Source organism: Mycoplasmopsis cricetuli ATCC 35279, assembly GCF_000526955.1.
GTDB lineage: Bacteria > Bacillota_I > Bacilli_A > Mycoplasmatales > Metamycoplasmataceae > Mycoplasmopsis > Mycoplasmopsis cricetuli.
Window position 1 is genome coordinate 1 of the sequence record NZ_JAHB01000008.1, and the last position, 25,483, is coordinate 25,483.

Genomic DNA, 25,483 nt, shown 5'->3' on the forward strand with positions numbered 1-25,483 from the left:
AGATAACTGGCTTGCGCTTATTTGTCCATTTTTATCTTTGCTTAAATTTTTTAAAACAAAATTAGAATCTAATTTAATTTTTTCAAAATCAATTTCAATTACAGCAAAATCAACAAATTCTTTTGCATTTTTAAATTTTTCTTTTTGATTTTTTGCAAGATAGTCTTTAGGATCTTTTTTAAGGAAATCATTTCCTGTAAAAATAATTTTAGCTGGATTATTATTATTATTATTATTATTATTATTAGATAATGGTATTGTATATGATTCAAAATGTTCTGTATCAAATGGTGCAATTTTTAGTTTAGCATGAATTGGAGCATCTTCTTTTAATCTAGTTAATCTAATTGAAACAGTGTTATTTGTTAAAAGTTTAGCTACATGTAAATTAGTTGCAAAGTATCATTTAGTTGGATATTTTTCATCATTTCTTTTTTGATAATCCAAAATTCACATAGTTCCATGACCTACATTAGTAGTTCTTTCAATTTCTTTACCATTTTCATCAAATGCTTTATTTGAAAAACTAGTTTGAAATGTTTGAAGCGCAATATCTTTGTATTTTTGGTTTACCAAATATCGAGGAAGACCATTACTCTTAAATCTATCCCTACCTTCAATATCAACTCATGAAGGTCCTTTTGGAGTTTCAGTTAAATCATTTATAATTAAACCATCTAAAGTACCATCTTGATTGTAAGAAGGAAGTGTGAATCCTTTTAGTTTAGCATTATCATAACTGTCTTGATTAACTAGTTCTGCTTGTGCATTAAAATTATTTTTTTGTTCTAAATTTATCTTTAATTCAGGACGATATTCATTGATGTTAATGTTATCACCTAATTGACGTTTTAAAATATCAATATAATTTTTATTATCAATTTTAAATCTTTCTAATTGAGTTAATTTTTGGGCATATTCATCTTTTATATTTTTATTAGGAGCCAAATCCGGAAGAATAATTTTTCCACTAGAATCAGCACCAAATTGATTTTTATTAAATCCAGTAAATAAAATATCTTTTTCAATAAAATTTTTTTCATTATTTTTTTCGAAAATTTTAAATTTAATAAATCCATTACCAGTGATATTTGAAATTGAATTATTATTTTTATCTCTTTCAGGGATAAACCCAATTATTTCTATTTTAAAATTATCACTATTATTTACTTTGAATTTAATTTCTTCTTTACTTTCTAATTTTAATTCTTGAAAGTAAACTTTTGATTTATTATCTTTTTGTTGTCCGAATGTTTCAAAATTAAAACTATCTTCAGTTAAAGTGTTCACAAATTTTTTAAGTTGCAATTGTTCTTGCTTGTTAATTTTTTTATCAACAGGATTATTAGAATCAATTGGCTTAGTTTGATTGATATTTTGATTTGAAGAACATCCAGCAGCAAAAGTGAAAATTGGTAATATAGAAACCATTAATCAAGGTATTTTTTTCATATTTTGTCCTCTTTAAATAAATGTATTGCTATCACTTGCTTCTTGTGAAATTACAACTTTATATCCGTTCTTTTCTAATTGAGTAGCTAATTGTGAATCATTATTTGAAACTAGAATTTCAGTTTGTTCTTTTCCTCTAAATCCACTTTCAGATCAATTGAGTAAAATACTTAAATTAGCTAATCCTGAACTGTTAAGATTTATGTTATTTTTAATGAAAATTCTGATTTTTTTTGTTTCTGAACCATTGCTAAATAAGATTTTGCTTCTTGGAGACTGAAATCCTTCTGTAGATAAAACATTAAAATTAGCATTATTTAGTTCATCAGCATCAACCTTTCAAACTTCACTATCATTAAATAAAACAATTCGCTTTAATTTTCGGGATTTATTTGATGATTTTTGAGTGTCATTAAACACAAGTCCTCTTAAGGTTTTAAGTGAAGGAACTCTTGATAAATCAATCCCAAGTGGATAGCTATTACCTCCCTCATTGTGATCCGGATTTAATCCTGGACCTAACGAACCTTGAAAAATTTTTTCATTATTTCTTACATAATAAGCCATTCTTAAACCATCATTAATTCTTTTTAAATCAAAAGTACCATCAGGTCTTTTTAAGACATCACTTTCTTCAAAAGCTAAATTGTTAAAAGTAATTCTAGAGGCAACTTTAGAATTTTGTTGATACTCTCCAACATTGTAGTCAATAGTGTTAACTCAAGCTACATTTCGCAGAGCTAATGGATTTAAGGCTCAATCATCACTAATTGAATTCATAGTTGTAAAAATTCCAATTTCATCAATTTTTTTATTTTCAAGTGCAATTAAAGCAGAAGTGTTTTTTGTTTCAAAAAAAAGTTCAAGTTGTGGCAATTTTTCAGGAAGCACTTCAAGAATATCTTTAAACTGCTGATTGGCATCCTTTTTTCCCATATTTAAAAAACGATATGAAGTAATTTCTTTTTTATCATTATTAATATCTTCAATAAATTTTTTCAATTTATTAAATCCGTTTACATTAGCAAAATCTACTTCAACTACAATACCATGATTGCGCTTTCCATTAATTGGAGTATCTTTTTTTAGTGAACTAATTGTAATTCCATCATCTTGAGTAATTCCATATGAATGATATTCAGATGTAATGTTAGTTTTAGTTCATCCTTTATATGTTCCTTTAATTAAGTCTGGAGAATATCTTTTAAAATCTAAAGCATCGCTATCAAAACCAAAAACTCTTTTTTCAGAATTATCTCTTTGAATTGAAACAACTGTTCCATTGATAAGTGGGGAAAAACTATATGAATCAATTTCTCCATTTTCATTGATGTAAATGTTGTAATTATCAGGTTCTAAAACAAAACCTTTTCCAAGTTGTGTTTCAACATTTGATGAAGTAACAGTAAATTTATCAAAATCAATATATGGCAAAGTGCGAGCAATTTTAATGCGTTCATCTTTAATTTCTTTTAGCTTAGGTCATTCTTTAATGCCTTCAGGTGTTAAATATTTTTTTATAATTTCATCTTTTCCATGAAGGATTAACAAGCGAAACTTATCAAATACAACACCATTTCAATCACGGGAAGTTACATGATCTAAAAAATTTTTTAATTTTTCATCAGTAAACTCTTTGAATTTTTTAATGTCTTCACGAAAAATATTTTCATGAGCAAGATTACCACCAAATATTCTCGCTTTAAATGCAGTAGTTGCACTTTTTTGGTTTGCTTTTCTAATTTTATCAGTTACTGTAATTCCCTTTAATTTAGGTACAATTTGAGCAAGATAAGGAATTCGATTTACAATTTTATTTTCTATATCATAATTTGAAGAAATTCTTTGAGGAAGTTCTTCAGTTAAAACATCAACATCAATTCCATGAAATTTTATTTTTATGATATTTGTTTTAACTTTTTCAGTAGGTTTTGATTCATTTTTTTGGGTTTTTTTAGTTGGATTAGCTGATTTAGGTATTGGATTTGAAATTAATATTTTAGGTTTTTTAATTATAGGTTTGTTTTCTAAAGTAGGCTCTAAATTTTTGGACTGATCAGTTATAATAGATTGTTCAGGTGTTTTTTTAGAAATTAATTCAGAATCTTTTGTTTGATTAATTATAATAGGTTTTTCAACTTCAATTTGCTTTTTGGAAATAAGTTCAGATTCTTTTGGTTTTAGGTTTTTATCTGAATTGGAATTGACAGCATTAGTTAAATCCAAATTTTTTTCAAATTGTAAACCAATTAAATTGTCTTTTAATAAACCAATTCTTTCAATTGAATTTTCACTATTAGTTGTTGCAATATAAATTAAAGAACCACTAAGAATAGAACTTGAAATAGCTGTAGATAAAATAAAAAGAACCTTTTTATTTTTACGACTAATTTTTTTAAAAAGCATTGTCATTTTTTTTACCTTTTTAATTATTTTTCTGTATTATTTTTTCTATATTAAAATTTTACCCTTCTTAAAAAAAAAAAAAAAAAAGCATTTTTGGAAAAAAAATTTAAAAAAAATGTTTTTTTTAGTCCTGAAACCATGGATTAAAAATATATTTTTACTTAATTTAATGAATTGTTGCTTAATTTTTTTATTTTTTAAAAGTTAATAAAATAAAAAAACAAGTTCAATGAAAATGAACTTGTAATAGACAAATAATTTGAAATTAATTATTCAAATTGGGAGAAATATAAATTATAGTAAAATCCTTTTTGAGATAACAGTTGCTCATGATTCCCAATTTCTATTATTTCTCCTTGATTGATAACTATTATTATATCAGCACTTTGAATTGTTGATAATCTGTGAGCGATAACAAATGAAGTTTTATTTGCAGTTAAGTGTCTAATTGATTTTTGCACAATAATTTCAGTTCTTGAATCAATATTTGAAGTTGCTTCATCTAAAATTAATAAATTTTTATCACTAAGAATTGCTCGAGTAAGTGAAATTAGTTGTTTTTCACCTTGAGATATATTATTGCCATTGTTTTCAATTACAGTGTCATATCCATTTGGCATAGTCATAATAAAGTGGTGAATGTTTGTAAGTTTTGCTGCTTCAATAATTTGTTTTTTAGTAATTTTATTATTACCTAAAGTTAGGTTATACATAATAGTTTCATTAAATAAAAATGAATCTTGAAGCACAACAGTCATATGTTCACGTAATTGACTAGTTTTGATATTTCTAAGTTCATTACCATCAATTAAAATTGAACCTTTATTGTAGTCATAAAATTTACTTAATAAGTTAATAATAGTAGTTTTGCCAGCACCAGTTGGACCAACAAAAGCAACAACTTGTCCAGGATTTACTTTAAAAGAAGCATTTTTAAGTTGGTAATTTTGTTGTTTTTCAGAGTATTTAAAATACACATTCTTGAATTCAACTAATCCTTTAATTTCTTTTATAAAAATATTTTCAGGTTCTCTTGGTTTGAATTCAAGCTCTGATAACTTAAATACCCGATTAGAAGCTGCAGTTCCAACCTGAATGGCAAAAGCGGTATTTAAAATGTTTTGAAATGGACCTACATAACTTCAATTTAGTGAAACATATGTAACCACAAAACCAGCAGAAGCGGTTCCATCAGAATTTGAAGCAAAACCAGGAATTCCATATAATGGAATTTTTTTTATTAAAAATAAAGCTGCAAATCCAGAGATAATTAAAATTAAAATATTTGAAACTAGTTGAAATCAAACATCAAAACTTCTTGATGAAATATCACCTTTAAAAGCAATATTTCTAATTTCTTTGGTAATTTGTTTTAAATTATTAAACATAAATTCATTTTTTTCAAAAGAATGAGTTACTTTTGTATTAGTCAAAGCTTCTTCAACATAAGCATTTAATTTTCCAAATGCATTAGTTGTTGCTACAAAGTACTTTTGTGACTTAACTATTACAATAAAAGAAGAGAAAAAAAGCACAAATGAAATAGGTATGACAATTAATGTTAAAATTGAGGAAATTAACATCATAGCTAAAATACTAAAAAAGATACTTCATAAACTTGTAAAGAGTTGTGTTGTTACTTGAAATAAAGTATCACTAAAACTATTTATGTCATTGATAATAATTGAAATTAAATTTCCTGTTTTTTGCTTATCATAATATTTAATTGGAGTTTTGAATAGTTTGTCCATAATTTGAGAACGTAATTGAGTCCCCAGTCCATAAGAAATTTTGACATATAAATAATTTTCAATGTAGCAAAAAATCCCATAAAAAAGAAAACAAAAAACCATTAAAAGTAAATATAGAATAAATTCAATAGTTGGAAATTGATCAATTGAAATATGATTTTCACGAACAAATGGTTCAAAAAACTTCTGCACTATAATTCCTATTAAAAGACTTCCAAGAACATAGCAAAATGCGCTTATAAAAGCAAATAAATTAGCAATTATTAAACCTCTTTTTTGAACTTTTAAATATTTAAAAATAATTTTAGTAGTTTTTCACATTGAAAATGATTTATCATAATATTTATCAACAGTATTGTTATTTTTTTTAACTTTCATACTACAAAATTTCCTTTTAATTATTATTTAACTGATTTAAATAAACTTGATTATATCAGTCACAATTTTTAGTTAAAAATTCATGATCACCTTTTCCAATTATTTTTCCTTCACTTAAAACTATAATTTCATTTGCATGTTTAATTGAATTAATTTTTTGTGAAATAATAATAGTGGTACAGTTATAATTTTTTTTAATATTTTCAATTAAATTTTTAGTTGTAATGTTATCTAATGCACTTGTTGAATCATCTAAAATTAAAATCTTGGGATTTAAAAGCAAAGTGCGAGCAATTGATAAACGTTGTTTTTGCCCTCCTGAAAGATTTTTACCTCTTTGAGTAATTTTATGATTAAGTTTATCTGGGAATTGATAAACAAAATCATAAGCACATGCAGTTTTTAAAGCAATTTCAATATCTTTTTCAGAAGCATTATCATTAGCAAAAAGTAAATTTTCTTTAATTGTTCCAGAATAAAGTAATGCTTCTTGGTAAACAATACCAACTTTAGCATGTAAATTTTTTGTGTTAATTTTATCAATTAAAAAATTACCTATTTTAATTGTGCCTTCTTGCAGTTGCATATTTCGAACAATTAAGTTTGCAATTGTACTTTTTCCAGAACCTGTTGGTCCAATAATTCCTAAGGTATTTAAATTAGGAATAAAAAAATTTATATTTTGAATTGAATTTTCTTGAGCTGTTTTAAAATATTTAAAGTTAACATTTTCAAATGATATTGAAAAATCATTATCTAAGTTAATACCATTTTCAACAAATAAATTAATATATTCTTTTTCATATACTTCAATATAACGCTTAGCTGAAACTTTAGCTTTAGTCATTGTTCCGATAAATTGAGCAAAAATAATAATTCCATAAGAAATTATTACTTCAAATTCTACAAAAACATTAATTTTTGCAATAAGTTGAGGATCTTGAGTAATTAATAGTTGTTTGTATCCTATTCAATAAATTAAAATAATTAACAAATTAATTAATGTGAAAAAAGCTGGATTTCCAATTGAAAAAAATTTTCATGTTTTACTTTCAACTTTATATCATTTTTGATTTGAAATATCAAATTTTTCTTTCTGTTTAAGTTGCATGTTATAAACTTTAATATCTCTAGCTCCAATAATTGTTTCTGTTACATTTTTTGTAATTAAATCTAAGTTAGTTTTATTTTTTCTAATTAAAACACTAGTTTTTAAAAAAATAAAAACTAAAATAGCTACATTAAGTGGAATGATAACAATAACAGTAAAAGAAAGTTGCACATCAGAAATTAAAGAAAAAATCATTCCAATTATAATAAACAAAGGCGCTTTAATTAAAGCGCTTGAAGCACTAATTAAAAAATCTCAATATTGAGCAATATCATTTGAAATGCGGTTAATTAAACTTTCCTTAGTTAAATCTGAAATATCTTGTAGGCTTAATTTTTGATATTTTTTAAATAGTAAATTACGATAAAACATTGATGATTGTTCACCAGCTCAAGTTGTTACAATTGTTGAAATAATATTTGATATTACAGCAAGTAAAATAATCACAAGCGAAATTCAAACTAAATCAATTAGTAATTTATTTTGATCATTGTTTTGTAAAACTATTCACTTATCAAAAAGAATAATTTGATTAATTTGATTAGATTTTGTTAAAAGAGGTAAAAATTGTGAAAGTAATATTGGAATAAACATAGTTGCAGTAATATTGATCAAAATTACAAAAATTCCAAATAAAAAAAGATTTTTTATTTTTCAAGGAAGCATTCAAAACATTTTTCACATATTTACTCCTTTTATTTTAATATATTAAATATATCAAAAAAAGCGATTTTTTATCTTTTTTACAAAATTAATAAATTAATTACATGTTTTAAAACTAATAAATATTAGTTTAAAAACTTTTAATTTAGCTTTATTTTATTTAAAAAATTGTGTTATTTTTTAATTGTTTTACTATAATTGTAAGGTAGTAAAAATTATCATTAAATTTATTTTTAATAAATTTTTATATTTTACAATATTTAACTTTAAATTTATTATTTTAAAATAAAATGATGAAATTTTTGACACTATTTTGTTTGTTTTTTACTAGAATATAACATAGAAAGGAAAACACGTAAATAAATATGAATTCAAGCAATTTAAATAATGAAGTAAAAAATAGAATGCGCTCTAAAAGTGAAAATATTGTTGAATTAATTGAGGTTGTTAAAGAATATAATGACAAAACAGTTTTAAGAGAAGTAAATTTAAATATCAAAAAAGGAGAATTTGTGACTCTTCTTGGTCCAAGTGGAAGTGGAAAAACAACCATTTTACGATTACTTGGAGGTTTTGAGTGAGCAACTAGGGGAGAAATTAAATTTAATGGATTAGATATTAAAGATTTACCACCACACAAAAGAAATCTTTCAACTATTTTTCAAGATTATGCTTTATTTCCAAATCTAAATGTTCAAGGAAATATTGAATTTGGACTTAAATTAAAACGAATTAAAAAAGAAATTATAAATTCAAAACATATTGAGTTGCTTAAAGAAAGAACAAAAAAGTGAACTAAAAAAGCTGAAGAAAAAATGATTGAGCTTGATAAGTTGCAAGAGCAATATCAAAAAGAGCTTCAAACATTAAAACCAAATACTAGACAGTATAAAAAACGTCAAGATTGACTTGATGAATCTGATTTTGCTTATTCATATTGAGAAAGTTTTGTTCAACAAAAGACAATTGATTTTGAAAATCGTTATTTTAAGCGTAAAATGACACGACAAGAACTTGATGAAAAAATTAATAAAATTATTGAAGTTGTTGGATTGAAAGGAAATGAATTCAAATCAGTTTCTCAACTTTCAGGAGGACAAAAACAAAGAGTTGCTCTTGCTCGTTCACTTGTTGTTGAGCCTGAGATATTACTTTTAGATGAACCTCTTTCTGCATTAGATGCTAAAATTCGAAAAAAAATGCAAGTGTTACTTCGTGATATTCAAAAAGAACTTGGAATTACATTTATTTTTGTTACTCATGATCAAGATGAGGCTCTTGAACTTTCAGATCGAGTAGCAGTTATGCGAGATGGTAAAATTGAACAATATGATACACCAAAAATGATTTATGATTACCCTGTGAATATTTGAGTTGCAAAATTTATTGGAGAATCTAATATTTTTGATGCAAAATTTGTCGGTGAAGATAAAGTTCAAATTTTAAATAAAGTTTTTAAAACAATTCATAAAAATAAAGATTTTGAAAAAGATTCTCAGCTTGATGCACTAATTAGACCTGAAGATATTAATATGGTAAGAGAAACTAAAAATCCAAAAGATAAAATCATTGGAAAAGTAGTGGAAATTACTTATCGAGGAAGTTATTATAACATTGTTGTGGAAACTAAAGATAAGCATAAATTTTATGTAGAAACTTCAGAAAAATTTGAAGAAGGTGAAAAAGTTTATTTAAGTTGAACAATTGATTCAATTCATTTAATGGCAAAAGATTTAAAGTGAGATTACAAAAAAAATGTTTTTTAATATAAAAAATAAATTAAATTTAAGTAAAAAAACCTTTTTCTTAATTCCATATTTAATTATTGCCATATTTTTAATTGTTTTACCAGTTATTTTAATTTTTATTAAGTCATTATTATCAAATGGTGAAGATTTTGATAATTGAGATTTAGTTAAAGATTTTCACACTTGAAGAATTATTTGACGAAGTGTAATTGTTGGAATTTTTGCTTCAATTATTTGTTTAATTATTGGATTGCCATATGCTTATTTTATTTCAACAAGCAAATCTAAATTATTTCGCACTTATTCATTGAGTTTAGTTGTTTCACCATTGGCTATTTTCACTATTTCAAGAATTTATTCACTTAGAAGTTTATTTCAATTTATTTTTCAATCAAATATTAATTCACTTAATTCAGTTTGATTTATTGTTGTAGGTCTTGTTTATTTGAATTTACCACTTATGATTATGCCTCTTTATAGTGTATTTCGTGATATGCCTAAAAATATTGTTGAAGCAAGTAGTGATTTAGGTAATAATGCACTTAAAACTTTTTTTAGAGTTATTATTCCATATGGCACTAAAGCTATTTTAAGTGGGGTTGCTTTAATTTTTCTTGCAAGCGCAACTACATTTGTTGTTTCACAAAAGTTGCTACCAAATCCTTCACAGCATCAATTAATTGGAAATATTATCAATGATAAAATTAATCCAGGAAATCCATATAATCTTTCTTCTGGATCTGCTTTAGTTATTGTTGTTAGTGCTATTTTTATTTCAATTTATGCCTTTGCTTTGATTGTTCCAAAAATTATTTTTTATTTCAAAAAAGGAGCACACTATGAGTAAATTGATTAATTTTATTAAAAATAGTTACATTTATATAATTTTATTTTTAGTATATATCCCACTTGTAACTGGGGTGGTTTTTAGTTTTAATCGCACAACTAAAGGACAATATAATTCAGTATGATCAGGTTTTACTTTTAAATCATGACAAACTTTATTTGATGAACGAAGAGATGCGGCTTTAATTAATACTATATTAATTGCCATTTTAGTGAGCTTTTTAGTTGTAATTTTGTCAATTATGACTGCTTATGCTCTATATCGTCAACACAATAAAATTGTTCGTGGTGTTGTATCAACCACTTCAAATATCCCATTAGTTAATCCAGATAATATCACCGCTCTTGGATTGGTTTTAGTTTTTGGATTGTTTTTTGGAATTTTTGCAGTTGATAAAGAGGGGCTTTATCGAGTAATTATTGGTCATACTGTGATGATTTTACCTTATGGACTTTCTCTTGCAATTCCACGAAGTGAAAAGTTTAACAATAATTTATTTGAAGCAGCTCAAGATTTAGGCTATAACAAATTTTTTGCATGAATGAAAACTTATTTTGTATATATGATTCCATCAATTATAATGATTGTTTTAGTATCAACAGTGCTAAGTTTTGATGATTATATTATCACTCATGTTACTTCAAATGCATCAACTTTAGGAACTAAAATTTATGAAGGTGAATTTAAACCTTGAGGATTAGTACTTGGATCAATTATTTTGTTTTTTGTTATAGTAGGAAATATCATTTATATTTTTTATAAATCTAATTCAAGGAGAATTGCATAATGAAATTGGCCAAAAAATTGTTAACAATTACTGGATTGTTATTAGGTTTTATTGGAATTGGTGCAATTGTTGTAGCAAAAAATCATTATCAATTCAAGCCAAGTTTTTTAAATTATAAATCTTATATGTCAAAATCAAATATTAAAGGTATTTCTGACACTTATGAGTATAAAGAGTTTGATTCAATTCAAGAATTTACACGTGCTTTAACAGACAATAAAACTATTGCAGGAATTGGAAGTGATTTTCAAATTGTTGAACTGATTAAAAATAATTTATTATCTAAAATTGATTATTCATTTTTATTTGAAGATGAAACATTGAAAAATAATAAATTAAAAACAGCAAAATATTTACAGATGCTTTTTCCTAAACAATTATGAGATCATTTAACTCAATATGATGAATTTTTAAAATATGATTCAAAAGGACAAGAAGTTAATTTACATTTATGAGAATATTATTTACCTTATTTTATGCAAGATGTAGTTTTTGCTTATAACAAAAAGAAAAATAAAGTTAAGTCTGAAAATAGTCTTGAAAATGGATTAATTAATTTTGAAAAATATTATCCAAAATATAAAAATAATCTTTATGAAACAATTTCAATTTTAAAAATTTTAGCTAAAAATGGTTTCAATAATTTTAACATTACTGATGCTATTAGAGATAATATGGTTTATGGATCAACTTATTGAAATGTTCCTGAAGAAGATGGTGATGCTCGTGAAAATTTACATTCTGGGGCTGTCACTGATGAGACATATGCTACATTAATTGATTCATTTGTTGACTTAATTGAACAAGGGACTGGCAAAAAAATAAGTGATCCATCAATTCATTTAATTGCAGATGGTTTAAAAATTGTTGAAAATGTAGTTCATCCTTTGTCTAAAACAAATGTTGCTATTATGTATAATGGAGATGCTTTGGATGCATATTATGCAAGTGATAATGTTGATGATGAAAATGTTGAAGATGGAATGATTGGAATTGTTCGTAGTAATAGTAATTTACTTTTAACTGATGGATTTGTAATTTCTGCAAAATCAACAGAATTTAAAACAAAAGAAATTTTATCAGTAGTTAAAAAAAATATTTTTCAATCATTAATAAAAGATTTTAAGAATATTCAAAAAGTGGAAAATGAAAATGTTAAATTAAATTTAGACAAAGATCAAATTAAAAATTTAGCAATCGAAAAATCTATCAATTATACTTGGAGAGAACTTCAAAAAATTTATTTTAAAAATTTGCTAAATCAAAATTTTGACTCAGAATTTGATAGTATTGCTCAATTTATTGACCTATCAAGAATGGAAAATCGAAAAAAATTTTTAAATTATTACAATTCACTTAATGATATAGAAATTAATAATAATTTTAAAATAAATCCTTATCCTACATATGTTTATCAGTATCTTGAAAAATACAATTTAAAATTAAATAATATTAGTAATAAAATTTTTGAAATTATTCAAAATAAAAAAACAATTTTAAGTAAGTTAATTAAACAATTAAATGAAAAAAATAAAAAACTAAACAAAGAAGAAAATGATATTTTAAATAAATTGATTTTAGAGTTAAATGAATTAATTGAAGAGTATTTTAAAAATAATAATATTCTTGAAAAAGATAATTTAATCTTTCAAATTTTGGCTGCTGATTTTAAAACATGAACTCAAAAAGAATATTTTTATTTTTCAGATGTTATAAATTCTTCAAATACAATTGCTAATTATTTAAAGAATTTTATTGCTAAAAAAATCGCCATTGTTAATATTGATGCAGATGAATTAACAGAAGAAATTTCAATTAACTGAAAAAATTTAGAAAATTTTAGTTTTATCAGTTATACCCCAACAGCAGTTACAGATTACATTTTTATTAAAAGAAATTATTTTAATGATCTTTTTAATGATAATGATTTAATTGCAATTGATATTTATGATATTTTTTCAAAAAAAGAAATTAAAAGAGTTTCAATTTTACCAATTAGTCAAAGACTAAGTTCATTAGTGGAAAAATATTATTATCGCAAAACAAGATCTTAAAAGTTAATTTATAAAAATTTACTAAATATTTTATATAATAAAAACAATTAAATTTTAAACACATGTAAAAGGATTTGCTATGATTAATGTAAACGAATTCAAACCTGGAATTACTTTTCAAGATGAAGGTGAAATTTTTGTTGTTTTAGAAGCCCAACACTCAAAACAAGGTCGTGGACAAGCTAATGTGAAAGCAAAAGTGAAAAACTTACGGTCAGGATCAATTACCATGAAAAGTTATACTGGTGGTGATAAAGTTAAAAAAGCTCATATTGATAAAAGAAAAATGAACTATTTATATTCAGATGGGGAAAATATTTTTCTAATGGACAATGAAACTTATGAACAAATTGAAATCCCTGTTAAATTAGTTGAATGAGAACTAAATTTTTTAACAGAAGGAAGTGAAGTTCAAATTCGTAAATTTGAAGAAGAAGTTTTAGATATTGAATTGCCAATTAATATAAACATTAAAGTTCAATCAGCCCCTGATGCAGTAAAAGGAAATACGACAACAAATCCACAAAAAAAAGTTATTTTAGAAACTGGTTTTGAAGTTGAAACTCCAATGTTTATTAAAGATAATGATGTTATTATTGTTTCAACAGAAACTGGAAAATATGTAGGAAAAAGCACTAAATAATGAATTCAGTTATAGTTTCATATAAATCAAATCAAAAATATATTGTTCAACAAAAAGCAATAATTGAATCAATTAATAATGTTTTTAGTGAAATTAATCATTCTAAATTAATCAAAACTCCAAAACTTATTTTTTTAAATAATAATACTGATATTGAAATTTGTGTTGATATTAAAATTAAATTAAATAAAGTATCTGACATATATGAGGCAATTAAAAAAGTAGCAACTTCAATTGAAGAAGCTATTAAAACTTTAATTGATAAAAAACCTAAAAATGTTCAGATTTGCTTAATTGATATTATTTAAAAGTATTTTAAATTTACAAAATAAAAACATAAACATTAAACTATAAATAAATAATTTAAATGTTTATGTTTTTTGTTATTTAAATTATTTTACTAAAATTTTCAATTAAAAAGGTTTCAAATAGAGCTTCTTGATTAATATCTGTGGATTTGATTTGGAAATCAATTTTTTCTAATTTTAAAATAATTTCTTCAATTTTATTTTCACCATACAAGTGCAAAATTTTAAAAGCTTTTTTTAATCTAAATTCATGAACATTTAAAAAAAGAGCAATTTTTTTGAAATCTCAATTTAAATTACTTAATTTGGCAATATTATTTGATAAAACAAACATGCTTGACATCTGTGAAATTAAAAAACTTATTTCATCCCCTTCATATTTTCGTTGTTTGTAAAAAGTAAATATTTCATTAAGATTGCCACTTTCAAATGAATTAACAAAGGAAAAAGTATCATTTAGCATATAACTACCAATTGATTTGTCGATTATATCCCTGGTGATTATTTTAGTTTCAATAATTAATTTATCAATTTCTTGCATAATAATTGTTAAATTATCAGGTAAAATTTCAATTAAATAAATTAAATCAGAATGCTCAATTAAAATATTTTTGGATTTTAAATATTTTAAAATTTCTTTAAAAATATTAGTTTTAGAAATTTTTTTTGCTTCATAAATTTTATTTAATTCATTTAATTTTTTAGTTAACACATTTTGATGAAAATTATTATTTCTAACTACAAAAACAATTTCATTTAAAGTTAAATCATCAATAGAATTAACTAACTGCAAAAGTTCTTTTTTATATTTTTTTTCACTTTTTTTATCAATTAAAATTTCTGGATTTTCTCAAATTAATAATTTTTTTTTATCAAATAAAGAATTTGAATAAAAATAATTAGTAACTTCTTCAAAACTTGTTTTTTCATTAAAAAAAACAATATTTTCAGAACTATATTTTTCTTTTAATTCATTTATTTTTAGATCAATAAAATAGTTTTCTTCACCATATATTAAAATCATAAATTAATTATAATAAATTTTATTTTCTTTTGTAAATTTGATTGAAAATAATAGTGTAATTACAAATAATACCAAACTTTTTATTATTAAATTTAGACTATTATTTTCAATTATAAAAATGATATTAAAATTTCAACTACTAAAAAATGTTAGTAAAGTATTTAAAATTTTTTCTAAAATAATTACAAATGGTTTGATATAAAATCCAAATAAAAGTAATATAATGCAAATTTCAATAATTGGAGTAAATAATATTGATAAAAATAAAGAAAACACATAAATTTTTAAATTAAAAAATAATGTTAAAAACATTGAAACAATTCAAATTTTTATTAAAAGTTTTAACTTAATTTTCCAATTTTTTAGTTGATATTTGTTTAAATAAATAAAAAATGAAATTAAAAATGACATCCAATATCCAATTGAATAAACTCATCAAGGATTAATAATTAATGTAATTAAACTAGCAAAAATTAAAAAATAAAAATTTTTGCAGTAGAATTCTTTTTTTAATCTTTTAAAAATAATGGTTAATCCAATCATTAAAAAAGATTTAATTGTTGCTGGAGTTATTTTACATAATAAAAAATAAAATATTATCAAAATAAAAGCAATTTCATTTTTTCATTTAATTTTTCATAATATTTTTGTAAAAATTAAATAAACAATATTAAAATGAAAACCACTAACTACAATTAAATGTATTATTCCTAAAAAATTAAATTCAGAAGTAAGAGTGTTATATTTGGAATTAAAATAACCAAATAATAATGGCATAACAAGATTTTTAAATTCAAAATAATTAAAATACTCTCATGATCAGAACATTCCTTTTCAAGTTCAATCTTGGTTTTCTATTTTTATTTTATTAATTTGGTAAAAAATTCCTTTATTAATAAAATATTCAAGATTATTTTCAATTTTTTGAATTTCAATCTCAAGAGTGTATTTTTTAAATATTTCAAATGTGTTTGAAGTGCTTGTTTTCAAAAGTAAGTATTGACGAAATTGTGAATCTTGAAAAATATAAGTTTTATCAGTTTCATTAGTAACATAAAAAATATCTTTAATTAAAATTTGATTTATTTGTAAATGTTTTTCTCAAAAATAAACAGATATAAATAGTAATGGAAAAAATAACAAAATAATTATCAAATATTGTTTAAAATAAAAAGTGACAATAAAAAGTAATATTAAAATAACAAGCAAATAAATTAACTTAAAATTAATCAAATTTAATACAACAAAGGAAAAAAGCACAAAAACTAAAACAAAAACTAATTTAAAATTAAAAAATTCTGCAACTTTTTTAAAGTTAATGGCCCAATGCCTTCAATTGATGCTATTTCATTTCATGTTGGAATTCCTGGGTATTTATTTTTAAAAGTTAATAAATTAGTGGCTACTTTATTTGTTAGCTTAATTAGTTTTAATTGATTTAATGATGTAAAATCACTTCAAAGTAATTTTAAATTTTGATAGGGAATGATAATGTCAATATTTTCCGGAGCCAAGTCATTTAAATTTACCTTACTTATATTAGCATTTGAGAGTAAACCAGTTTGAAAAAGAAGTTCTCGATAGGTTAGTGGTTCTTTAGAAATTCAAATTCCTTGATGTTTAACTGCACCTGAAAGATTATATTTATAAAACTTAATTAAATTTGGTCTTTGATAATTAATAACATCATTAACATAAACAAAGTAATAACATAATGCAATTGAGCTAATTATTAAAAAAATTCATAAATATTTAAGATATTTTTTCATCATTAAATTAATAAAAAATTCATTTATTTAATTTTAAAAAAAATTTTTAGCACAAATGTGCTAAAATAATTTAGCATCGGCCAGTAGCTGCAGCAATGCTGTAGAGGAAAGTCCGTGCTAACACCATCTGAAATGATGGTAGTGTTCATGTTAGGTCCAATAAACCTAAGCCTAGACGACAAGTGCCACAGAGACGAGAGTAGTGAAACGCGGTAAACTCCATGAGTTAGAAACCCAAATTTTGGTAGGGGAACTTAAGTTAGGAATTTTTAACAAAACTTAAGAGTTTTTTTAAACTAGATAAATTACTGGCGCTACATTTTGTAGTACAGAACACGGCTTATAGATGTAAAAAACCAAGCAATGCTTGGTTTTTTTTTTTTTTTTTTATAAGTAAGCAGGAATGTAAATATAACAAATAAAATAATAAAAACTATAAACATCTTTTAATATATCTTGATAGTAACGTTTTACAATTTCATCAGGATTTGATTTGTAATTAATATTAATTTCCATAAATTCTGGATTGCATGGAAAAATGAAATAAATATCATTTTCAGCAACATACATTTTAAATCTTGGAAATAAAATATTTTGAGTGTCATTTGCTCTTTTAAGAAGTAACTCTTGAGTAAATGGGGTAAAAATTTTAAACATATCTAATTTATTATCACCATAAATTGTAAAAGTTTTATTAAATTCACTGTTTTCAAATTCTAATCCACCACGATTTAAAAACGAAGCAAATTGCAATGATCAAATTGCATTATTTTTAATTTGTTTTTTAGCATGTTCAATTTTAATTTTAATCACTCCTTGATGAACAAATTCATAAATAGTTTGTTTTTTTGTTTGTCTTTTAACTTGTTTTCAAGTATTAAAATGCATAGCTAGTGGATATAAATCATCAATTAAAAGTGTTGCTTTTTGAGTTGAATAAATTAATTTAGCATCTTTTTGAATTCCAAAAATCGGAAGAAATGAATAAAGTTCTTTTTTAGTAATTTCAGTTCCATTTAAATTAAGTATTTTTTGATAAGTGCTTGATTTAACATTATTTGAAAAATCAAGTGAAGGACTAATATTTTTAAAAGCAATTTCATAAACATTATCAACATTTTTTAATTCAAAATTAATTTTGCGTTGCATGTTTGTTTTTCATAAAATATATCTTCGAAATAAAAATATTCCAATACATATTAATCCAACACCAAGTAATGCTAAAACTAAAAATGCAATTAAATTAATATTTCTGGCACCTTTTTCAATTTCAAAACTATAATCTCTTGCAGCAGGAAAAAAGAATGTAAAAAAAGCAGCAATTGATAAAATTAGTCCTAAAGCAAAAGTTATAACACTACTTGTAAGAATTTTCTTACTATTTTTAATTTCTTCTTCAGTGTATATTTTATTAACTTTATTTTGAACAATTGAAAATAAATTATCATCACATTTGCTTTTAAAAGTGTCAAAATCTAAATATTCTTTAACTATTTTCATATTAGTTTAAACTATCAAAACTTACATCTTCTCTCTTGACATGAGCAGCTTGATATAGCGGTTTAGTTGCAAGACCTAAAAAACTAGCGACAACTGAAGAAGGTCATACAAATAAAGTAGTGTTAAATCTTGTTACTTCTTGATTGTAAATTCTTCTAGAAGCTGAAATTTCTTTTTCAATATATGTACTTTGTTCCATTAAATCACGATATAATTCTGAAGCTTGCAATTGTGGATAGTTTTCACTGACTGCAAATAAACGTCCAAAAACATTACTGTTTAATCTTTCAATTTCTCCAGCATTATCAACTGAATTGTTATTAATCAATGAACGAAGTCTTGCAATATCTGAATATAAATCAGCTTCAAATTTTTTATATGAACTAACTGATTTCAATAATTTTGTTAAAGTGTCATGGCGCTTTGTAAGTTGTACATCAATTCCTGATGCTAATTCATTGATTTTATTTTGCATTTCAAGCAATTTATTTCTAGTTACCATGTATGGAATTCCTAGTGTAAAAATTGAAAATATAATATATACTGTTTTTCCAAGCACTCCAGCTTGTGCTGGAATTTTTCTATTGTCTGCTGCTGGATTGAATTCTTGGATATTTTGAGGTGTTTGATCAAATAAATTTGCCATTTTTTCTCCTTTATTGTAATTAATTGTATTAGTATATAAAATTATAGTTTAATTTATAAAATATGCCAACTTTTTATGAAATAAAATAAATTAAAAAACATAGTTTAATTGAAAGTAATATAATTTAAATGAGTATTTGTTCTTTTAAAAAAATTTTGTAAAGGGAAAAAATTATGTTTAATAAAAAAATATTTTGATTGACAATTTTAGCATTACCAACAACTTTAGCTAGTGCATGCACAAATGTGAGCAATAACAATGTAAAAAATCCAGATTCACAGTTTAAATTGGGAGGGGGCAATAATACATTAAAACCTGAAGAACCCAAAAAAGATAGTCAAAATGATAATTTCAAAAATCAACAAAATAATATTAACTTAGAAAAAAATCAGGTTGATTTTGAAGTTATATCATATGAAAATATTGACAAAGAATTTGACTTTGCAATAAAAAAAGGTTGAACATCAATAAGGTTTAGAAAAATACAAAATAATGAATTTTCAGCTGGAAAATATGAGAAACAAAAACTGTTAAAATTAAAAGAAAATTTAAATATTTCAAAAATTTCTAATTTTAAAATTTCAAAGTCACAAAATTATGAGTATTTAGAAGGATTAATTGATAAAGAAAAAAGAACTTTATTAATTGAATATATTTATGAAGAAAAAGCAAAGGAAATTTTAATTGATTTAAAAAATAAAACAATAGAAAATAAATCTAAAAAAGAAACAGCAGAAAATATTTCTACAAATTTGAATAAAGAACAAAAAATCTTTGCACAGGGTCATTATTTGTATGATCAAAATAACAACTATTATGAATCAGCTAATGGTTTATCAGGAAAAGAATTATTTATTAAATTAGGACAAATTCAACAATCTCATGCCAAATCAACTACTTATAATAAATTACCTTCTTTTTATGATAATTACAATGCATTTAAGGATTTATATTTTGAAAAAGATAATACACTTTTAGATTTGTATTCAGAAAATCCAACTGGAAAAGATCCTTATACCTATAAAGATTATAAAACACATAGCAAAAGCAATGGTAAAGAAGAAGGACAAGGTGTTAATAGAGAGCATATTGTTCCTCAATCATGATTTAATAAAGAAAATTCAATTAAAAGTGATGCACAATTTGTTTGACCAAGTGATATAAAAGTAAATCAAGTAAGAGATAATTATCCTCATGATAATGTTGAAAAAATTATCTGAAAAAGTAAAAATGGTTCCAAATTAGGTTTAAATGCTTTAGGAAAAAAAGTTTTCGAAATAAATGATGCATTTAAAGGGGATGTGGCTCGTGCTTATTTATATTTTTCTTTAACCTATCAAAATAAAAATATTTTTGAAAATAAAACTAATATATTTATAAAAAAACAAAAAAATATGCTTTTTCCAAATATTAATGATCATTTTTTAAAAACTTATCTTAACTGAAATAATTTAGATAAAGTTGATTTATTTGATATTACTAGAAATGAAGAAATTTATAAACATTGAAACAATTTACGCAATCCTTTTATTGATTATCCAAATTTAGCAGAAAATTTATATGGTCAAAATCCAAAACCATTTGTTAACAAAGGTGTTCTTGTAGGAATTTTAAAATAAATAAAAAATATCAAACTCAATAAAAGTTTGATATTTTTAAATACTTTTTTGCAAAAAAAATTTAACTAGGAAAAGGAGTTTTCTCTTGTAAAGAAGCAAGAAAAATTTTTGTTCAATAAATAAATGCAATTATCATTCCACATGTTTCATCTTTAGTGTTTTCTAATTTTAAGTAAGAAATTTTCAATTGTGAATTAATTGAAACAGCTAAATTTAAAAAATTTTTCTGCATTGCATTAGTAAAACTTAATAAAGTATTTAAATCATGATCTTTTAGAGTATCTTCTTGATTGATATCTGAAGTGAATTGAAAATCATAATTTAAATAATTGATATTGAAAATCATAATTGATTTTTCAATGTACAAATCACTATTTGTAAGTGGTTGGGTGATAATTGGAATATCTTCAGGTAAACTAAATGTTTCAAATCAAGTTTGTTTAACTAATTTAGATTTGTTTAACTGATATGCAAAAGAGCGAACTAAAAAATGAGTTTCCTTGTTTACAGAAACAAAGAAAAAAATTTTAAAATCATGTTTGAACAAATATCAAGCAAATCTGAGAGCATCATTTTTGTAAATATCATTATTTTTAAAAGTTTTTAAGGCCTTTGTGTAACCTTTTACAAATTTTGCAATGTTAATTCCTTGTGTTGCAAGTAAAATTAAAGATAAACTTGAAAAAGCTGAATAATTAAAATGAAAAGTATTTGAAGAAAAAAATAAATTTTGTTTTTTTAATTTACTATATAAAAAACTATATTCATCACTAGGTGGACCAATGTAATAAAATAAATCATTAGAAATAGAAGAACTATATTTAAGTTTAGAGACAACTAAACAAATAAACTTAAAAATATTTTTTAAATGATTGATATTTTCTATATTACTTGTAAAAATAATTTTACTTTTATGCTCTTTCTGTCTTTCAAAAACATGTTTAATTTTTTCTAAAATAACTTTATTACTTTCATTTTCAGTTATAAAAGTTATGTTAATTTTGTGATCTAAATACAAATCACCTATTCCTAAAATGTATTTAATAATTCCTTCAATTTCAAGTGCTAATTGACTATTGCAAATAACAATTAATTGTCCAATATTATTTTTGTATAGTGCATTGACAAATTCAATAATTTTGCCAACCCCTGAAATAGCAAAATTTTCAACAATGTCTGAAAAAGTTAAATATCTTGAATTTTCAAATCCAAGATTGTTGATTTTTTCATAAATTTTTTTAAAAATCTTAAGTTCTTCTTTGGGGATGTTGGATAAATTTTGATCATTTTGAAATTTAATATTTGATCTTCTAATCCTTGGTATTTTCATTTATATCCTCAATATCATCTAAGGTAAATTTTTTTAAATTATCAAATCCACTAGGAGTTGCTTTCAATTTATAAGAAAAAGGATTTTTAGCAAAATTTGGATGATTTAATTTAAATGATCCAATCCCTTCTTTTTTAGATTCATCAAAACTTAAGACATAAAAATTAATATTTTCCTTAAGTTTAAAAATATTTTTTAATTTTAATTTTCAATTATCAGTTATATTTAAAAAATCAATATAAAACTTTTGATTTTTATAATCTTTAACAATAATTCTATCTTTGTTTATTTCAGTAATTTTACCACTTCAAACTCATGAATTTTTTTTCATATTTATTAATTATAATTTTTTATTTAATTTTTAGTTATTATTTATCAATTTTATTTTAACTATTTATTAAAATTTATGTTTTATTTCTTATATTTAATAGTCTAAAAAGATTAATTATTTTTTTAAAATAAAATAACATAAAAAACTTAAAAATTAATTAATTTATCTAATCACAAAAATAAAAAAATACTTTATAATTTACATAATTAAAATTTTTAAAAAACAATACTATAAAATAAATTAAAAACTAAACTATAAACACAATTACAAATTGTGTAGGAGATTTAATGAAACGTTTACAATGTTTATACAAACCAAATAACAATAGAGATTATCCATGAGCATTAAAACACCCTAAAGTATCACAACCACTTGCTCTTTTCAAAACACGTAAAGATGCTATGAATTGATTTTTATCAAAAGATCTTGAATGTGCAACATGATTTCAAACTGAAGAAAAAATTTGAGGTGGACTTTTACTTGCAGAAAGAGTAGGGGAAGATTTTGAATTTGAGCTAAACGTTGATAAATTTGATGGTGGACTTAATTATGAAAATATTGCTGATGAATTAAATATTTTCCCAACAACAGGATTAAGAGATAAAAGAAGAGCAGGACAATATGTAAGATATTTAACAGATTTTAAACCTGTTTATAAAAACATGGAAAATATTGAACCTTACTTCCCTAAAGATGATGATTTTATTGCTCCTAAAAAAAGCAAAAAAGATCTTGAAATTGAATCACTTAAAGAACAAATTTCAAAACTTCTTTTAGAAATTTCACGTTCAGGAGATCAATATAAGCATGAAATTGATGATTTAATGGAAAGATTAAATGATGAAAAATCTGATAAATCTCAACTTCTTGCAGAAATTAATGCATTAAGAGAAAAATCACAAGAACAAATAAAACAACCTGAAGTTGAAAAAGTTATCATTAAAGAAATTATCAAAGAAGTGCCAGTTGAAAAAATTGTCTACAAAGAATCAAAACATGCTAGAAAAAGATATATTAAATTTGCTTACATTGATACATTAGATTTAGCAACTCAAGCTGAAGTAACAGCTTTATATGCACATAAATTACAGTTAATTAATGATCAAATTTTAGATGGAACTAAAATTTCTGAAGAAGAGTTTAACAAAGTTAAGGAAAATTATGTTCCAGTTATTCGTTATATTTTAGACCTTGAAGAAAGAATGGAATCTCAATCAAGATATACTAAATTACTTTACAAAACAGCAGCTGATATTATAAACAGAGAAATTGATATTTTACTTGATAAAGTGTCTCTTGATGAAAGAAAAGAATTTACAACTGAAAGTGCAATTTATGTAACAGATATTGATCAAAAAACCGTTATTTCATTAGATCAAGCTTTATCATTTGTTGAATATAAAGACAAATATGTAGCATTTGTTCCTGAACAAAATTACAAGCATGCAATTTTATTGCATGAAAGTTATGAACATGCAAAAGAATTAGTGTTACTTGAATCATTTAAGGAAATTGAAGTTGTAAAAACTCAAATTAAAGAAGTTTCAACAGAAAATGCAACTCCATCAGAATTTGTAAAAAAATTAAAATTAGCTTTAATTTTATTTGGAATAGCATGATTAATAGCAGTAATCATAATTATTATTCTTGCGATATCTGCATCAGCTTAATTATATGTTAATATAAGTCACAATTAGTGACTTTTTTTATCCTTTTTATTTTATTATTTTTTAATGGAAAAATGATAAAATAGAAACTATGCTTAAAGATAATATGCAAGAATTAATAAATCATTTGAAAACCAGCGGTTTTGTCTATCAAGGAAGTGAAATTTATGGTGGCCTTGCAAATACTTGAGATTATGGTCCTTTGGGTTCAATACTAAAAGATAATATTGAAAAAAAATGAAAACAAGAGTTTATTTTTAAAGAAAAAAATAACTTTTTAATTGACAGTAAAATTTTGATGAATCCACAAGTTTGAGTAACTTCAGGTCATGTGGCAAATTTTAGTGATCCATTAATTGAAAATAAAGTTAATGGAAAACGTTATCGTGCTGATAAAATAATTCAAGAAATTAATCCTGAAATTATTTCTGAACAGATGAGTTTTGAACAAATGCATGATTTTATTGTGAAAAATGTTTCATTTTATGATAATGAAAAGACTAATTGATCTACAATTAGACAGTTTAATTTAATGTTTGAAACAGCTCAAGGAGTAGTTAATAATGCAAAAGCAAAAGTATATTTACGTCCTGAAACAGCTCAAGGAATATTTATTAATTTTAAAAATGTACAAAGATCAATGCGTTTAAAACTCCCTTTTGGAATTGGGCAAGTTGGAAAAAGTTTTCGAAATGAAGTTACACCTGGAAATTTTATTTTTAGAACTAGAGAATTTGAACAAATGGAACTTGAATTTTTTACTTTTCCAACTGAAGCTAGTTTTTGATTTGATTATTATGTAGAAAAAGCTTATCAGTTTGTTTTACAACTTGGAATTAAAAAACAAAACATTCGTATTAGAAAACACGTTTCTGAAGAACTTGCACATTATTCAACTGCAACTAGTGATATAGAGTTTTTATTTCCAATGGGATGAGGTGAACTTTTAGGAATTGCTAATCGAGGAAATTTTGATTTAAAATCACATATGCAAGCAAGTGGTGAATCTCTTGAATATTTAGATCCAGAAACAAACAGTAAAATCATTCCATATGTTATTGAACCTTCAATTGGTCTTGATCGATTAATGCTTGCATTGCTTTGTGATGCTTATAAGATTGAAAATATTGATAATAACTCACGAATTGTATTAGCTCTGAGCAAAGATTTAGCGCCATATAAAGTTGCTATTTTACCTTTAGTTAAAAAATTAACACCTAAAGCAATTGAAATTAAAAATAAATTAATTGAACAAAATATTTCAGTTATTTTCGATGAAATTGGTTCAATTGGAAAAAGATATCGTCGTCAAGATGCAATAGGAACTTTTTGATGTGTTACAATTGATTATCAAAGTCTTGAAGATAATACAATTACTTTAAGAAATCGTGATACAATGCAACAAATTCGAATTAATATAGACGATTTAACTAAATATTTATAGATTAG

General features: G+C 23.4%; 20 protein-coding genes and 1 other RNA gene. 10 read left to right on the top strand and 11 right to left on the bottom strand.

The features are described from left to right. From mip to U744_RS0102510, 4 genes are all read right to left on the bottom strand, one after another. The coding region (gene mip / locus U744_RS04520) for an Ig-specific serine endopeptidase MIP (RefSeq protein WP_025755515.1) at window positions 1-1,452 on the bottom strand (1,452 nt) is incomplete at its 3' end. Window positions 1,453-1,464: 12 nt separating this feature from the next. Further along, on the bottom strand, window positions 1,465-3,858 hold the full coding sequence (locus U744_RS0102495) for a putative immunoglobulin-blocking virulence protein (protein ID WP_169728196.1): 2,394 nt from the start codon (window positions 3,856-3,858) through the stop codon (window positions 1,465-1,467). Between the two features lie 269 nt (window positions 3,859-4,127). Then, window positions 4,128-5,987: an ABC transporter ATP-binding protein gene (locus U744_RS0102505; RefSeq protein WP_025755517.1), complete on the bottom strand. Its 1,860-nt coding sequence runs from the start codon at window positions 5,985-5,987 to the stop codon at window positions 4,128-4,130. A 16-nt stretch (window positions 5,988-6,003) separates the two neighbouring features. Beyond that, entirely contained in the window at window positions 6,004-7,782 is a 1,779-nt protein-coding gene (locus tag U744_RS0102510) for an ABC transporter ATP-binding protein (RefSeq protein ID WP_025755518.1), read from the bottom strand. Between the two features lie 344 nt (window positions 7,783-8,126). On the opposite strand from U744_RS0102510, the gene U744_RS0102520 reads away from it, so the two are divergent. From U744_RS0102520 to U744_RS0102545, 6 genes are all read left to right on the top strand, one after another. Beyond that, window positions 8,127-9,527 carry an ABC transporter ATP-binding protein gene (locus U744_RS0102520; RefSeq protein WP_025755519.1) on the top strand — a complete coding sequence of 467 codons (1,401 nt, stop codon included), beginning with the start codon at window positions 8,127-8,129 and terminating at the stop codon, window positions 9,525-9,527. Continuing rightward, complete coding sequence (locus tag U744_RS0102525) at window positions 9,517-10,356, top strand: ABC transporter permease (RefSeq protein WP_025755520.1); 840 nt, start codon at window positions 9,517-9,519, stop codon at window positions 10,354-10,356. The genes U744_RS0102520 and U744_RS0102525 overlap by 11 nt, the downstream gene beginning before the upstream one ends. Next, a complete protein-coding gene (locus U744_RS0102530) occupies window positions 10,349-11,143 on the top strand; it encodes an ABC transporter permease (protein ID WP_025755521.1) in 795 nt (264 codons plus the stop codon). The genes U744_RS0102525 and U744_RS0102530 overlap by 8 nt, the downstream gene beginning before the upstream one ends. Further along, window positions 11,143-13,197: a type 2 periplasmic-binding domain-containing protein gene (locus U744_RS0102535; protein ID WP_025755522.1), complete on the top strand. Its 2,055-nt coding sequence runs from the start codon at window positions 11,143-11,145 to the stop codon at window positions 13,195-13,197. Before U744_RS0102530 ends, U744_RS0102535 begins: the two co-directional genes overlap by 1 nt. A 79-nt stretch (window positions 13,198-13,276) precedes the next feature. Beyond that, window positions 13,277-13,840, top strand: coding sequence for an elongation factor P (gene efp, locus U744_RS0102540; protein WP_025755523.1), 564 nt, complete (start codon window positions 13,277-13,279; stop codon window positions 13,838-13,840). Then, on the top strand, window positions 13,840-14,148 hold the full coding sequence (locus U744_RS0102545; protein ID WP_051449499.1) for an MMB_0454 family protein: 309 nt from the start codon (window positions 13,840-13,842) through the stop codon (window positions 14,146-14,148). Before efp ends, U744_RS0102545 begins: the two co-directional genes overlap by 1 nt. Before the next feature lie 79 nt (window positions 14,149-14,227). On the opposite strand, the gene holA is transcribed toward U744_RS0102545, so the two are convergent. From holA to U744_RS0102560, 3 genes are all read right to left on the bottom strand, one after another. After that, window positions 14,228-15,172 (bottom strand): DNA polymerase III subunit delta, encoded by a 945-nt coding sequence (gene holA / locus U744_RS0102550; RefSeq protein ID WP_025755525.1) that lies wholly within the window; start codon window positions 15,170-15,172, stop codon window positions 14,228-14,230. Window positions 15,173-15,175: 3 nt separating this feature from the next. Further along, window positions 15,176-16,315 carry a ComEC/Rec2 family competence protein gene (locus U744_RS0102555; protein ID WP_169728197.1) on the bottom strand — a complete coding sequence of 380 codons (1,140 nt, stop codon included), beginning with the start codon at window positions 16,313-16,315 and terminating at the stop codon, window positions 15,176-15,178. A gap of 134 nt (window positions 16,316-16,449) precedes the next feature. After that, window positions 16,450-16,944, bottom strand: a complete 495-nt coding sequence (locus tag U744_RS0102560) for an MAG0490 family ComEA-like DNA-binding protein (protein WP_156921633.1) — start codon at window positions 16,942-16,944, stop codon at window positions 16,450-16,452. Between the two features lie 69 nt (window positions 16,945-17,013). On the opposite strand from U744_RS0102560, the gene rnpB reads away from it, so the two are divergent. After that, window positions 17,014-17,289: RNase P RNA component class B (gene rnpB / locus U744_RS04585), an RNA gene on the top strand. 39 nt (window positions 17,290-17,328) lie between these two features. On the opposite strand, the gene U744_RS0102565 is transcribed toward rnpB, so the two are convergent. Both U744_RS0102565 and U744_RS0102570 read right to left on the bottom strand, forming a co-directional pair. Next, window positions 17,329-18,441, bottom strand: a complete 1,113-nt coding sequence (locus U744_RS0102565; RefSeq protein WP_025755528.1) for a DUF3137 domain-containing protein — start codon at window positions 18,439-18,441, stop codon at window positions 17,329-17,331. A 1-nt stretch (window position 18,442) separates the two neighbouring features. Beyond that, entirely contained in the window at window positions 18,443-19,087 is a 645-nt protein-coding gene (locus U744_RS0102570) for a LemA family protein (RefSeq protein WP_025755529.1), read from the bottom strand. Window positions 19,088-19,260: 173 nt separating this feature from the next. Here U744_RS0102570 and U744_RS04525 point away from each other — a divergent pair, with 173 nt between their 5' ends. Further along, entirely contained in the window at window positions 19,261-20,706 is a 1,446-nt protein-coding gene (locus tag U744_RS04525) for an endonuclease (protein WP_025755530.1), read from the top strand. Window positions 20,707-20,767: 61 nt separating this feature from the next. Here U744_RS04525 and U744_RS0102580 read toward each other — a convergent pair whose 3' ends face one another. Together U744_RS0102580 and U744_RS0102585 are read right to left on the bottom strand one after the other, a co-directional pair. Then, window positions 20,768-22,036: a hypothetical protein gene (locus tag U744_RS0102580; protein ID WP_025755531.1), complete on the bottom strand. Its 1,269-nt coding sequence runs from the start codon at window positions 22,034-22,036 to the stop codon at window positions 20,768-20,770. Continuing rightward, window positions 22,017-22,367, bottom strand: a complete 351-nt coding sequence (locus tag U744_RS0102585) for a hypothetical protein (protein ID WP_025755532.1) — start codon at window positions 22,365-22,367, stop codon at window positions 22,017-22,019. The genes U744_RS0102580 and U744_RS0102585 overlap by 20 nt, the downstream gene beginning before the upstream one ends. Before the next feature lie 287 nt (window positions 22,368-22,654). On the opposite strand from U744_RS0102585, the gene U744_RS0102590 reads away from it, so the two are divergent. Both U744_RS0102590 and U744_RS0102595 read left to right on the top strand, forming a co-directional pair. Then, the gene (locus U744_RS0102590; RefSeq protein ID WP_025755533.1) at window positions 22,655-24,037 is read left to right on the top strand and encodes an MAG3090 family protein; all 1,383 of its coding nucleotides are present in this window, start codon (window positions 22,655-22,657) and stop codon (window positions 24,035-24,037) included. A gap of 103 nt (window positions 24,038-24,140) precedes the next feature. Continuing rightward, on the top strand, window positions 24,141-25,478 hold the full coding sequence (locus tag U744_RS0102595; RefSeq protein ID WP_025755534.1) for a glycine--tRNA ligase: 1,338 nt from the start codon (window positions 24,141-24,143) through the stop codon (window positions 25,476-25,478). Window positions 25,479-25,483 lie beyond the last annotated feature (5 nt).